The 13,294-nt window shown below is 53.9% G+C and carries 10 protein-coding genes, 1 rRNA gene and 1 riboswitch; of the genes, 9 read left to right on the top strand and 2 right to left on the bottom strand.

The genetic code is table 11. The features are described from left to right. Positions 1-110: 110 nt before the first annotated feature. The 8 genes from rrf to ETA_RS16770 all read left to right on the top strand — a co-directional run bounded on the left by rrf (position 111) and on the right by ETA_RS16770 (position 8,203). Positions 111-226: ribosomal RNA gene (gene rrf / locus ETA_RS16805) — 5S ribosomal RNA — on the top strand. 302 nt (positions 227-528) lie between these two features. Next, entirely contained in the window at positions 529-1,458 is a 930-nt protein-coding gene (gene metA / locus ETA_RS16800) for a homoserine O-acetyltransferase MetA (RefSeq protein ID WP_012442816.1), read from the top strand. A 485-nt stretch (positions 1,459-1,943) separates the two neighbouring features. Then, entirely contained in the window at positions 1,944-3,005 is a 1,062-nt protein-coding gene (locus ETA_RS16795) for an ABC transporter substrate-binding protein (RefSeq protein ID WP_012442815.1), read from the top strand. A gap of 9 nt (positions 3,006-3,014) precedes the next feature. Continuing rightward, a complete protein-coding gene (locus ETA_RS16790) occupies positions 3,015-3,830 on the top strand; it encodes an alkaline phosphatase family protein (RefSeq protein ID WP_012442814.1) in 816 nt (271 codons plus the stop codon). Further along, entirely contained in the window at positions 3,827-4,669 is an 843-nt protein-coding gene (locus ETA_RS16785; RefSeq protein WP_012442813.1) for an ABC transporter permease, read from the top strand. Before ETA_RS16790 ends, ETA_RS16785 begins: the two co-directional genes overlap by 4 nt. Positions 4,670-4,683: 14 nt before the next feature. Then, positions 4,684-5,469: an ABC transporter permease gene (locus tag ETA_RS16780; protein ID WP_012442812.1), complete on the top strand. Its 786-nt coding sequence runs from the start codon at positions 4,684-4,686 to the stop codon at positions 5,467-5,469. 2 nt (positions 5,470-5,471) lie between these two features. After that, the gene (locus ETA_RS16775; RefSeq protein ID WP_012442811.1) at positions 5,472-6,461 is read left to right on the top strand and encodes an ABC transporter ATP-binding protein; all 990 of its coding nucleotides are present in this window, start codon (positions 5,472-5,474) and stop codon (positions 6,459-6,461) included. Positions 6,462-6,577: 116 nt separating this feature from the next. Then, on the top strand, positions 6,578-8,203 hold the full coding sequence (locus tag ETA_RS16770) for a Na/Pi cotransporter family protein (RefSeq protein WP_012442810.1): 1,626 nt from the start codon (positions 6,578-6,580) through the stop codon (positions 8,201-8,203). A gap of 84 nt (positions 8,204-8,287) precedes the next feature. Here the strand turns inward: ETA_RS16770 and panS are convergent, their stop codons facing one another. Continuing rightward, positions 8,288-9,205 (bottom strand): ketopantoate/pantoate/pantothenate transporter PanS, encoded by a 918-nt coding sequence (gene panS / locus ETA_RS16765; RefSeq protein ID WP_012442809.1) that lies wholly within the window; start codon positions 9,203-9,205, stop codon positions 8,288-8,290. Between the two features lie 56 nt (positions 9,206-9,261). After that, complete coding sequence (gene lysC, locus ETA_RS16760; protein ID WP_012442808.1) at positions 9,262-10,614, bottom strand: lysine-sensitive aspartokinase 3; 1,353 nt, start codon at positions 10,612-10,614, stop codon at positions 9,262-9,264. A 93-nt stretch (positions 10,615-10,707) separates the two neighbouring features. Then, positions 10,708-10,897, bottom strand: a riboswitch (Lysine riboswitch). Positions 10,898-11,273: 376 nt separating this feature from the next. Here lysC and pgi point away from each other — a divergent pair. After that, the gene (gene pgi, locus ETA_RS16755; protein ID WP_012442807.1) at positions 11,274-12,917 is read left to right on the top strand and encodes a glucose-6-phosphate isomerase; all 1,644 of its coding nucleotides are present in this window, start codon (positions 11,274-11,276) and stop codon (positions 12,915-12,917) included. Positions 12,918-13,294: the final 377 nt, after the last annotated feature.

The raw sequence follows: 13,294 nt of genomic DNA, 5'->3' as shown, positions 1-13,294 counted from the left end.
AAAGATATTTTCAGCTTGTACCGGATAAAAGAATTAGCGGAAACGAAAGATTTTGCGCTGGGCCAACGCGGCACCAGTGAAAAAGATTCGTTTCGTGCACAAAGAATTTGCCTGGCGGCTGTAGCGCGGTGGTCCCACCTGACCCCATGCCGAACTCAGAAGTGAAACGCCGTAGCGCCGATGGTAGTGTGGGGTCTCCCCATGCGAGAGTAGGGAACTGCCAGGCATCAAATAAACAGAAAAGCCTCGTGCGAAAGCACGGGGCTTTTTTGTCTGGAATAAAGGGCCACCCTCCGGGGTGGCCCTTTTGCGTTTCAAGGAAGAACAAAAGATCACATGCTCCTGTGCATCTATCTGATTTTATGGTGATTTTCTATCATCAATTTTTCGTATTTATTCCTTTATCACCCGCGCTGTTATGAAACATTTTCAACTATCGGATAAGTGCTCGACATTTGCGCTTCGTAACGCTATTTTTAGCTATCTGGATGTCTAAAAGTATAAATGTATGCAATGAGGAAGTAGGCGATGCCAATCAGGGTACCTGATGAATTACCAGCGGTGAATTTTTTGCGTAACGAGAACGTCTTTGTGATGACCTCAACGCGAGCCAGCACTCAGATGATCCGACCGCTAAAAGTACTGGTACTAAATCTGATGCCAAAGAAGATCGAAACGGAGAACCAGTTTCTTCGTCTGCTTTCTAACTCTCCGTTGCAGATCGACATTCAGCTTTTGCGTATTGATACGCGGGAATCACGTAATACCCCGTCTGAACATCTGAATAATTTCTATCGTAATTTCGAAGATATTCAGCATGATAACTATGATGGGTTGATAGTAACGGGTGCTCCACTTGGCCTGGTCGACTTCTGTGATGTTGCCTACTGGCCGCAAATTCATAAGGTACTACACTGGGCCAAAGAGCATGTGACCTCCACGCTATTTGTCTGTTGGGCGGTGCAGGCGGCATTAAATATCCTGTATGGCATTCCTAAGCAAACCCGCGATAGCAAACTGTCTGGCGTATTCGATCACCAAATCTTACACCCTCATGCTCTGCTGACTCGTGGCTTTGATGATACCTTCCTGGCACCTCACTCACGTTACGCTGACTTCCCTGCGGGGCTTATCCGTGACTATACTGACCTGGAAATCTTCGCTGAATCAGAACAAACGGGCGCATACCTGTTTGCCAGCAAGGATAAGCGTCTTGCGTTCGTGACCGGACATCCAGAATATGATGCGTTAACCTTATCGGGTGAATACCACCGTGATTATGAGGCGGGCTTAAACCCAGAAATACCGTTCAACTATTTCCCACAGGATAATCCGCAGCTGGAGCCGCGTGCCAGCTGGCGCAGTCACGGTAACCTGCTTTTTTCAAACTGGCTAAATTATTATGTCTATCAGATTACGCCATTCGATCTGCGCCATATGAATCCAACCCTGGACTGATCTTATCGGTTTTCTGTTTCAGATCGTGGAGGATCAAAGATCCAACACGATCGATATGCCCTTCCCAATACTTCCTGAAAGTCGCATCAGATGACCGGTTGACGTCATGAAAACGATTTTTTAATGATTAAATATCTTTTTTAAGCGACGCAAAAAACATAAGCGCGATTTTAGTTAATAAAATTTTGCGCCAGTGGCTTAAAAAACGGAGTCCTTTTCTACAACCTTCAGTCAAGGGCGGCAGGTCTACAACCTTTACGCAATCCACTTCATTGTTCTGAAACCTCACGGCTTCAAATGGGTGCAACGCAGCCCAGAAATGAAGCGGCAGGGCGCATTTTGCGCGGCTGACGTGTTCTAAAATCTCTTGTTCGCACGGCGGCAGCTGCGACTGTCATCAAACAGTCACCGGCGCAGGTTAGATTGGCCCGATCTTTGCTGTATGAATTTATAGGCCGTTCACCTTTTAACCTGGAGCATCCGTCATGAAATCGTTGTTTACATCCGTGCTGGCCACGGCCACGACTATGGTTATGTTATTGCCCGTCGACAGTCTGGCTGCGAATGCCGACTTGGAACAGGCCGCTCGTGCTGAAGGTCAGGTTAACAGCGTGGGCATGCCTGACAGCTGGGCTAACTGGAAAGACACCTGGAATGATATCAGCCGTCAGTACGGGATTAAGCATAGTGATACCGATATGTCTTCGGCCGAGGAACTGGCGAGGTTTGCTGCTGAAAAAAATCATGCCAGCGCGGATATTGGCGATGTAGGGGCGGCTTTCGGCCCGATAGCGGTGCAGAAAGGGTTGGTGCAGCCTTATAAGCCCACGACGTGGGATCAGATCCCCGACTGGGCGAAAGACAAAGACGGATACTGGGCATTGGCTTACACCGGCACCATCGCATTCATTATCAACAAGGACCAGGTTAAGGACATTCCTCACAGCTGGGCCGATTTGAAAAAAGGCAACTACGTGGTGACGATTGGTGATGTCAGCGTGGCGGCACAGGCGGCGAATGGCGTGCTGGCGGCAAGTTATGCGCTGGGTGGCAGTGAAAAGAATCTACAGCCCGCGCTGGATTTCTTCAGCTCGCTGGCGAAAGCAGGGCGGCTCGGTCTGACCAACCCGGTCATTGCCAACCTTGAAAAAGGCGAAATTCAGGTAGCGGTAGTGTGGGACTTTAACGGGCTGAACTATCGTGACCAGATTGACCGTAACCGCTTCGAGGTGGTGATCCCGTCTGATGGATCGATTACCTCCGGCTATACCACCATCATCAATAAGTACGCCCAACACCCTAATGCCGCCAAACTGGCGCGAGAATATATCTTCTCCGATGCAGGTCAGATTAACCTTGCCCGAGGCTATGCGCGCCCTATCCGCGCAGAGCATCTAACGTTGCCACAGGATGTTCAGGCTAAATTATTACCCGCCGCCGCCTACAAAAATGCCCATCCGGTTGCCGATCCTGCCGCCTGGGATAAGGCGGCGAAAACGCTGCCTCGCCTGTGGCAGGAGAACGTCATTTTTAATATGCAGCAGTAAGAGCGGCCGATGAAAACGATTCTGGTGGTACTGGACGGTCTTAACTTTCAGGTGGCGCGGGATGCCATGGGCTATCTGCATGCTGAATGCGCACAGGGACATGGGCAGTTTTACCCGCTGAGCTGTGAGCTGCCTTCGCTCTCACGCCCGCTGTACGAATGTATCCTTACCGGGGTGACGCCGGTGCAAAGCGGCATTATCCACAACGGCGTCAGCCGCCTGAGTACGGAGCGCAGCATCTTCCACTATGCGCGCGATGGGGGACTGACGACCGCCGCCGCCGCCTATCACTGGGTGAGCGAGCTGTACAACCGCTCACCGTTTGATGCGGTGCGCGATCGACATACCCATGCGCCACGGCTTCCGATCCAGTATGGCCATTTTTATCATGATGACGGCTATCCTGACTCCCACCTGTTTGAAGACGCCGAAAGCCTGCGCATCCAGCATCAGCCGGACTTCCTGCTGATCCATCCCATGAATATTGACGATGCCGGGCATCAGCACGGGCTGAACTCATCATCATACCGCAACCGGGCGCGCGCGGCGGATGGCTGGCTGTCACATTGGATGCCGGGCTGGCTGAAGCAGGGCTATCAGGTGATGGTCACTGCCGACCACGGAATGAATGACGATCGTAGCCACGGCGGCACGTTGCCGGAGGAGACTCAGGTGCCGCTGTTTGTCTTTGGCGCGGCGTTTTCACTATGCGCGGACGCCGCGCCGCAGCAAACCGAGCTGTGTGGCACGCTGTGCCAAATCCTGGGCGTTGCGCACGACAAGCCGCTGTGCGCGGCGCTGCTCTCCACGGGGGCAGGAATATGACCAGGAGGAAAGGGGTTGCCTTACTGTTTCTGCTCCCTTTTGCGCTATTTTATCTTGCGTTTCAGCTCGCGCCGTTGGGGTGGATTGCGCTTAACAGCTTTTGGAGTGAAACCTCGGAGGCCTGGGGATGGGCAAATTACCGGGAGATACTGACATCGCCGTTTTACCAGCAGGCAATTCGTTTTTCGCTGAATATTGCCCTCTGGTCAAGCCTGTATGGCTTGATTATTGCCCTGCTGGGGGGGTATTCACTGCATCAGATCGGCTCCGGCAGGCTGCACCGTTTTTTGCTCTCTTTCACCAACATGACCAGTAATTTTGCCGGCGTACCGCTGGCGTTTGCCTTTATCATTCTGCTGGGCCTGAACGGCTGTCTGACGCTGATGATGCGCAAATATGAAATCCTACAGGGGTTCAGGCTCTACTCCAGCTCGGGCCTGATTGTGGTTTATACCTGGTTCCAAATCCCGCTCGGCCTGCTGCTGCTCTATCCGGCATTTGATAGCCTGAAAAAAGAGTGGCAGGAATCTGCCGTGTTGCTGGGAGCCGGGCGCTGGCGTTATAGCTGGCATATTGCTTTGCCGATCCTGACACCCGCGTTACTGGGAACGTTCGTTATCCTGCTGGCTAACGCGCTGGGTGCTTACGCCACCCTTTATGCGCTCACCAGCGGTAACGTTAACATGGTTCCGGTGCGGATTGCCGCGCTGGTGGCGGGTGATATCACCCTCGACCCGAATATGGCGAGCGCGCTGGCGATGCTGCTGGTGCTGCTGATGACGCTGATTACCGTTATCCATCAGTGGCTGCTGCGCGCCAGCTATGTCAATGTGCGCTAACCCGGAGAACAACGATGTCGCAAAGTGAATACGTTTATCACCGGGTCGTCGTCTGGCTGGTACTGCTTATTCTGGCGTTACCGCTGGTGGCAACACTGCTGTATGCGCTGGCAACGCGTTGGGGTGCATCCATGCTGCCCGATGGCCTGACGCTAAAATGGATGGTACAGCTGTGGAACGATCCGCGCTTTTTGCTTGCGCTGGGGCGTTCGCTGCTGCTCTGTTTTGGAGCGCTTCTGCTATCGCTATTACTGGTGCTGCCAGCAATGTTTGTGATTGCTTACTACTTCCCTAAGCTAGATGGGGTAATGAATATTCTGATCCTGCTGCCCTTCGCCGTGCCGCCGGTGGTCTCCTCCGTTGGGCTGTTGCAGCTGTATTCCGCGCCACCGCTGATGTTAACCGGTACGCCGTGGATACTTATCGGCTGCTATTTCACCCTGGCATTGCCGTTTATTTACCGCGCTATCGCTAACAATATGCAGGCGATTAATTTGCGCGAACTGGTTGATGCTGCGCATCTACTGGGTGCCAGCACCTGGCAGGCTGCGTGCCTGGTGGTGCTGCCTAATTTACGTAAAGGGGCGACCATTGCTCTGCTGCTGTCGTTCTCATTCCTGATAGGTGAGTTTGTATTCGCTAACCTGCTGGTCGGCACGCGCTATGAAACCTTACAGGTCTATCTGTATAACGTGCGCAACAGTAGCGGGCATTTCAGCAGTGCGCTGGTTATTGCGTATTTCCTTGTTGTCCTGCTGGTCACCTGGCTGGCGAACACCCTGAACCGCACGAGAGGCTGACGATGTCCTACCTGAATGTGACTCAACTGAATAAAAGCTACGGCCCCACGTCCGTTTTTCAGGATATCGACTTTAGCGCCAGCGAAGGGGAGTTCGTCACTCTGTTAGGCCCCAGCGGCTGCGGCAAATCGACGCTGCTGCGCTGCATTGCTGGCCTGACGTCGGTCGACAGCGGGCAGATTTTATTGCAGGGCAAGGATCTGGTGCCGCTCTCTCCGCAGCAGCGTGCCATCGGCATGGTATTTCAAAGCTATGCGCTGTTCCCTAATATGACGGTAGAGCGTAACGTGGCGTTCGGCCTGAAGATGCAGAAGCTGCCGGGTGCAGAGATCCAACGGCGTGTGGCGGAGGTACTGGAGCTGGTCGAACTGAACGATTTCGTCAAACGCTATCCGCACCAGCTCTCTGGTGGCCAGTGCCAGCGCGTGGCGCTGGCGCGTTCTCTGGTTATGCGCCCGCGTCTGCTGCTGCTGGATGAACCGCTGTCGGCGCTGGACGCACGCATTCGTCGCCATCTGCGCGACCAGATCCGTCTTATCCAGCAAGAGCTGAAGCTGACCACGCTGTTCGTGACCCACGATCAGGAGGAGGCGTTAATGCTGTCCGACCGCATTGTGCTGATGAATAAGGGAAAAATCGTCCAGAGCGGTGATGCCGAATCGCTGTACTCCGCCCCGGTCGATCTGTTTGCCGCTGGCTTCATTGGGCATTACAACCTGTTAAGCGTGCCGCAGGCGACGCGTTTAATCGGGGGTTCTTTTAACTCACAGGTGGCCATCCGCCCGGAATCGCTAAGGCTCTGCCGGCCAGAGCAGGGCATCCCGGCCCAGATTATTAGCCACAGCCTGCTGGGTAACGTGATCCGCTATCGTGTCAGGGCTCATGAGGTGGAACTCACGGTAGACGTGCTTAACCGTGCCGAAGAGTATTATGCGGCGGGAGCCTGGGTGGGCCTGCTGCTGGACAAGAAAACACTGCGGGAAGTTGCCTGATATCACACTGATAAGAAAGATTTTTTAATTTGATCGACTAAACTGAATACGAAACGCGTTATCGGTTTTTGCCGCAGCGCATGAATAACGTTTCAGCCGTAGTGAGGTCAATATCGGTGTTAACTCTGCTTAATCTTTTTGCTGCCGTTGCGCTATTGGTATGGGGAACTCATATCGTACGTACGGGGATCATGCGCGTCTTTGGGGCCAACCTGCGCCGGGTACTGAGCCGCAGCATGGCAAAAAAACCTATGGCGTTTCTGTCGGGTATTGGCGTGACCGCGCTGGTACAGAGCAGTAACGCTACCACTATGCTGGTCACCTCATTTGTCGCCCAGGAACTGGTGGGATTAGCCCCGGCATTGGTGATCATTCTCGGTGCCGACGTGGGGACCGCGCTGATGGCGCGCATCCTGACATTCGATCTCTCCTGGCTTTCGCCGCTGTTTATCTTTTTTGGCGTGGTGTTCTTTCTGGGCCGCAAGCAGGCCCGTGCCGGTCAGTTAGGCCGTACCAGCATTGGCCTGGGGTTAATTCTGCTGGCGCTGCAGCTGATTGTTGCCGCGGCCACGCCCATCACCCAGGCCGCCGGGGTAAAGGTGCTGTTTTCATCGCTGACTGGGGATGTGATGCTCGATGCCCTGATCGGCGCCCTGTTTGCCATTATCAGCTACTCAAGTCTGGCAGCGGTATTGCTGACCGCCACGCTGGCGGCGACCGGGGTGATCTCCTTTAAAGTGGCGTTATGTCTGGTGATCGGGGCCAATCTCGGCAGCGGACTGTTGGCGATGCTGAATAACAGCGCCTCTAACGCCGCCGGTAAACGGGTGGCGCTCGGCAGTCTGCTGTTTAAATTTATCGGCTCGCTGCTGATCCTGCCGTTTATCGACCCGCTGGCGAACTGGCTGGAGAAACTGCCGGTTAATAATGAAGAATTAGTGATCTTCTTCCATGTGTTTTATAACCTGATCCGCTGCGTGATTATGGTGCCTTTTGCCGAGCCGATGGCCACTTTATGCCAGCGTTTGATCCGCGATGAGGCGGAAACCGATTTACGACTAAAGCCCAGGCACCTGGACAGCGCATCGCTGGATACCCCGGCGCTGGCGCTGGCGAATGCGGCGCGCGAAACGCTGCGCATGGGAGATGTACTGGAACAGATGCTTACCACCTTCAGCAGGGTGGTGCACGGTGAACGGCGTGAAGACCGGGAAATACGCAAGCTCGATGATGACGTCGATGTGTTGTATACCGCCATTAAACTCTATCTTGCGCAGATGCCGAAAGAAGATCTGCCGGATGAGGACTCACGGCGCTGGGCCGAGACCATTGAAATGGCGCTCAATCTTGAAATGGCCGGGGACATCCTGGAAAGGATGAGCGGAGATGTGGCCGATAAGTCGCTGGCGGCGGGGCTGGCCTTTTCGCTGGAGGGGATGCAGGAGCTGGACGCGCAGCTGGAGCTGCTCACCAGCAATCTGCGCCTCAGCCTGTCGGTGTTTTTATCGCGCGATATCACCAGCGCGAAGCGGCTGCGTCGTGCCAAGCATCGTTTTCGCATCACCAACCGCCGTTATTCCTACACTCACGTCGAACGTCTGCACCAGCAAAACGTGCAGAGTATCGAAACCAGCTCGCTGCATTTGGGGCTGCTGGGCGATATGAAGCGCCTGAACTCGCTATTTTGTGCGGTTGCTTACGGCGTGCTGGAACAGCCTGACGATGAACGCGATGAGGAGTAAGTGGTTACTATCTTACTGTCCCTTGCAGTACGGCCAGTTTGATAAAAAAAGGGGCCTTGAGGCCCCTTCACGAACAGCATCACGCTATTTCTTTTTCATGGTCTTGCCGGACCAGTACCCGGCCAGCAGCGAGCCGGACAGGTTATGCCATACCGAGAACAGGGCGCCCGGCAGGGCGGCCAGCGGTGAAAAATAAAGTTTACCCAGCGTCGCCGCGAGGCCAGAGTTCTGCATCCCTACCTCCAGCGCCAGAGTACGGCAGGTCGACTCGTCAAAGCCAAACAGCTTGCCCCCCCAGTATCCGCCCAGTAAACCCAGGGCGTTATGCAGGATCACGGCGCTCATCACCATCAGACCCACTGACCCGATAAAGCTCTGACTGCCCGCCACCACGGTGCTGATAATCAGCAAAATACAGACCATAGAGAATACCGGTAGCCAGGGCTCCACACGTTTCACTATTCCGTTCATGGTGTGGTGGATAATCAGGCCGAGGCTGATAGGGATCACCACAATTTTCACAATGCTGAGCAGCATGCCGACCACATCCACCTGGATATGGGTATCGACATAAAACTTTGTCAGCAGCGGAGTAGCAAACACGCCAACCAGCGCAGAAACGGAGGAGATGGTGACAGACAGGGCGACATCTCCTTTTGCCAGATAGATCATGACGTTGGAGGCGGTGCCGCTGGCAACGCTACCGACGAGGATCATTCCGGCGGAGAGATCGGGCGGCATATGAAACAGTTTCGCCAGGCCCCATGCGGCCAGCGGCATCACCAGATAATGTAACAAGGTTCCGGCGATAACCGGTGCCGGGCGCGTCAGAACGCGTTTAAAATCGCTAACGTTCAGCGTAACGCCCATACCAAACATAATCAGCATCAGCAGCCAGGGAACATAAGGCCCCATCGCGCTAAACGTGCCGGGTGTATACCAGGCAACGACAGAGAGCAGGACTGCCCAAAGGGGAAACAGTCGGGTAACGGCGGCGAGCATAGTCAGACTTCCTTTTTTATACCCCAATAAAAAACCGGGCGGACCCGGTTTCAGCATCACTCAAAGATATTGCGGTGCAATGTCTGTACGATTTTCTCGGCGTCATTGCCCGGCACCAGGAAGCAGAGGTTATAGCTGCTTGCGCCGTAGCAGATCATGCGCAGGTTAAACGGCTCCAGCACGCCGAATACCTCTTTACCGACACCACAGGCCCTGGAGAGCTGATTGCCAATGATCGCCACCAGCGCCAGGTTCTCCTCCACTTCCACCCGGCACAGGGAGGAAAGCTCTGTCAGCAGCGCCTGGGTCAGCAGACTGTCACCGGTCGAGGTCGAACCGGTGGTATCCAGCGTCAGCGCCACGCTCACTTCAGAAGTAGTAATCAGGTCCACGGAAATACTGTGGCGAGCAAGGATATTAAAGACTTCAGCAAGGAAACCACGTGCGTGCAGCATATTCAGGCTATGCAGCGTCAGTAGCGTTTGCTTGCGGCGCAGTGCGAGGGCGCGGAACAGCGGCGGGTTGCGGGTTTCATTGCATACCATCGTCCCCCCCGCTGACGGATTTTTACTGGAGCCGACAAACACCGGGATATCACTGCGCACCGCAGGCAGCAGGGTGGCCGGATGCAGCACCTTAGCACCGAAGGTCGCCATTTCGGCCGCTTCTTCAAAGGTGATTTCATCGATACGCTTGGCAGAAGGCACCACGCGTGGGTCGGTGGTGTAAATACCCGGTACGTCGGTCCAGATATCAATGCGGCTGGCGTGCAGCGCTTCCCCCAGCAGTGCTGCGGTATAGTCACTGCCGCCACGGCCTAATGTGGTGGTGCGGCCCTGTGCTTCGCTACCGATAAAGCCCTGCGTCACAATCAGCGCTTCCGCGGTGCGTGGCTTCAGCTGGATATTGACCAGGTCCTGTAAGGCCGCTGATTCCGGTTCGGCACGGCCAAAATGATCGTTGGTACGCATCACTTTGCGCACGTCAAACCATTCGGCAGCCGCTTTGCGCTGGCGCAGGATTTCAACAAACAGCAGGGTGGACATCAGCTCACCGTGACTGACCAATTCATCGGTCAGTGCCGTTGACGTCGCCAGCGCCGCGCCGTCAGACAGCGTGCTGATATTTTCAAGAATGCGGTCGATTTCCTCGCGGATCACTTCCGGCTGATTAAGCGGGTCGATAATTGCGTATTGAATTCGGCGGATTTCTTCCAGCAGGGCGGTGCGCTCTTCCGGCTGCTGGCCTTCAGCCAGCGCAACCAAAAGATTGGTCACGCCCGCTGACGCGGAGAGCACCACCAGACGCACATCGGGATTAGACAACACCACATCGGCACTGCGGTTCATAGCGGTATAGTCGGCAACGCTGGTGCCGCCAAATTTCGCCACGATCAGATTTTGAGACATTACGATGACTACCTTCGTGTCAGGATTTATTACATCAGCTTGGCACAAGGGAAGGGCATAACCAGGGGAAGACGTAGAAGAAACCACTACGAGTCACCCAGAAGCGCCCCACCTTGCCGCCCGACTACCGGACGTTGCTGGTGACAACCCAGAGGATTCAGCCCCTGCGGTCGATACGCCCCACTCCGCGTGGTTGATACCTCGGCGTCGCTCCCCCTGATGTGTTATCTCTGGATTCGGTTCCTCCAACACACTGCCTGGGCGACGCGCCTCTTCTGGCCTGCGCACGGGTGCGCAAGTTGCGCATACAAATATCGGGTTATGGCTCCGCTGTCAACGCCTGTCATTTAATGATTGTTCATTTTTTTCCCGGTCGCCTTCAGCATCAGTCTTGCTAATGGTTTTGGGCCAGAAAATGACCGTTAACACCTGAAACATCAAGTTTGGACAACACGCTTCGGACTATAATTATTTGCCCTAACAAGGTATGAATAGTCATACCAGAAAGCTGAGTGAGAAAGCATCTCACCAGCCGAATGCAAAATCGTGATGGGATGATAGCTCTAACCTGTTGCAGGAAAAGGGGAGCCAGTTCCCCGTAACGGGTAACATATCGTCCGGTCTGAATGGAAATTCTCAATAAAAAAGAGTGTGTTGCTATGAAAAATATCAATCCGACGCAAACCGCAGCCTGGCAGGCGCTGCAGCAGCATTTTGAGCAGATGAAAGAGGTACACATCGCCGATCTTTTCGCCAATGATGCCAACCGGTTTGCTGCCTTCTCTGCAACCTTTGACGATCGGATGCTGGTGGATTACTCGAAGAACCGCATTACCAGCGAAACGCTGGAAAAATTGCAGGCGCTGGCGAAAGAAACTGACCTACAAAGCGCGATTAAATCGATGTTCTCCGGAGAGAAGATCAACCGTACCGAAGACCGCGCGGTACTGCATGTTGCCCTGCGTAACCGTAGCAATACGCCCATCGTGGTCGATGGCAAAGACGTTATGCCAGAGGTGAATGCGGTACTGGCGAAGATGAAAGCCTTCTCTGAGCGCATCATCAGCGGCGAATGGAAGGGATTCACCGGGAAAGCCATTACCGACGTGGTGAACATCGGTATCGGTGGCTCAGATCTCGGCCCGTTTATGGTGACTGAAGCACTGCGTCCGTATAAAAACCATCTGAAGATGCACTTCGTCTCTAACGTTGACGGCACCCACATTGCTGAAACGTTGAAAATGCTTAGCCCGGAAACCACGCTGTTCCTCGTGGCATCAAAAACGTTCACCACTCAGGAAACCATGACCAATGCTCACAGCGCACGTGAGTGGTTCCTTACTTCGGGGCAGCAGCAGGATGTGGCGAAGCACTTTGCCGCTCTGTCGACCAACGGCGAGGCGGTGAGTGAGTTCGGCATCGACACCGACAACATGTTCGAGTTCTGGGACTGGGTCGGTGGCCGCTACTCGCTGTGGTCAGCGATTGGCCTGTCTATCGCGCTCTCCATCGGTTACGAAAACTTTGAGAAACTGCTGAGCGGTGCACATGCGATGGATCGCCACTTTGCGGACACCCCGGAAGAGAAAAACCTGCCGATACTGCTGGCGCTGATTGGCATCTGGTACAACAATTTCTTTGGCGCAGAGACCGAGGCGATCCTGCCGTACGACCAGTATATGCACCGCTTTGCTGCCTATTTCCAGCAGGGAAATATGGAGTCCAACGGTAAATACGTCGATCGTGCCGGCAACCCGGTTTCTTATCAGACCGGCCCAATTATCTGGGGTGAGCCGGGGACTAACGGACAGCATGCGTTCTACCAGCTGATCCACCAGGGCACCAAGCTGGTTCCCTGTGACTTTATCGCACCGGCGGTGTCGCATAATCAGCTGGGCGACCACCACAGTAAGCTGCTGTCGAACTTCTTTGCCCAGACGGAAGCGCTGGCATTTGGTAAGTCGCGTGAAGTGGTGGAAAAAGAGTTTGCGGATGCCGGGAAAGACGCACAGTCGGTCGAGCATATTGTGCCTTTCAAAGTGTTCGAGGGTAATCGTCCTACTAACTCAATCCTGCTACGTGATATCACGCCGTACAGCCTTGGCGCGCTGATCGCGATGTATGAGCATAAGATTTTCACTCAGGGCGCGATCCTCAATATCTTCACCTTCGATCAGTGGGGCGTAGAGCTGGGTAAACAGCTGGCCAGCCGCATTCTGCCTGAATTAGCCGATGCGGCAGAAGTCAGCAGCCATGACGGTTCAACCAACGGACTGATTAACCTTTATAAGTCCTGGCGGTAATCGTCAATACGCTCAACGGGGAGGGCATTCTGCCCTGTCCCGTTTTGCCGGAGCCCCCATATTCTGGGGGCTTTTTTTATTTTTCCGATCAATAACCGGGCGGCGGTTCGCCAACCTACGGCGATCCCTGTAGTGAGGTGGCCATCCTGGCGCCCTAAACACAAAACTTTAGCCAAAATACGCTGGAATTATTCGTTACCAGAGTGAGTGTTTTCCTAAAAAAAGCGTAAAAACGGTTTTTTTAAAATGGGAAATTCCTAAAAATTAACGCTGTTAATGACAAAAATATTTGGTCGGAAATTAATTATCTGTATGAATAATATGTTTTTTTATAAGATGAGGTTCATTTATTAACGGTAGGTAATTAACATTAAACT

The organism is Erwinia tasmaniensis Et1/99, assembly GCF_000026185.1.
GTDB classification, from domain to species: domain Bacteria; phylum Pseudomonadota; class Gammaproteobacteria; order Enterobacterales; family Enterobacteriaceae; genus Erwinia; species Erwinia tasmaniensis.
This window is presented reverse-complemented; position numbering and strand designations above follow the sequence as displayed.

Bases quoted from the DNA above. Each gene is read 5' to 3' on its own strand.
- panS (WP_012442809.1), bottom strand. From the start codon at position 9,205: ATGCTCGCCGCCGTTACCCGACTGTTTCCCCTTTGGGCAGTCCTGCTC.
- ETA_RS16775 (WP_012442811.1), top strand. From the start codon at position 5,472: ATGTCCTACCTGAATGTGACTCAACTGAATAAAAGCTACGGCCCCACG.
- metA (WP_012442816.1), top strand. From the start codon at position 529: ATGCCAATCAGGGTACCTGATGAATTACCAGCGGTGAATTTTTTGCGT.
- pgi (WP_012442807.1), top strand. From the start codon at position 11,274: ATGAAAAATATCAATCCGACGCAAACCGCAGCCTGGCAGGCGCTGCAG.
- ETA_RS16780 (WP_012442812.1), top strand. From the start codon at position 4,684: ATGTCGCAAAGTGAATACGTTTATCACCGGGTCGTCGTCTGGCTGGTA.
- ETA_RS16785 (WP_012442813.1), top strand. From the start codon at position 3,827: ATGACCAGGAGGAAAGGGGTTGCCTTACTGTTTCTGCTCCCTTTTGCG.
- ETA_RS16790 (WP_012442814.1), top strand. From the start codon at position 3,015: ATGAAAACGATTCTGGTGGTACTGGACGGTCTTAACTTTCAGGTGGCG.
- ETA_RS16795 (WP_012442815.1), top strand. From the start codon at position 1,944: ATGAAATCGTTGTTTACATCCGTGCTGGCCACGGCCACGACTATGGTT.
- lysC (WP_012442808.1), bottom strand. From the start codon at position 10,614: ATGTCTCAAAATCTGATCGTGGCGAAATTTGGCGGCACCAGCGTTGCC.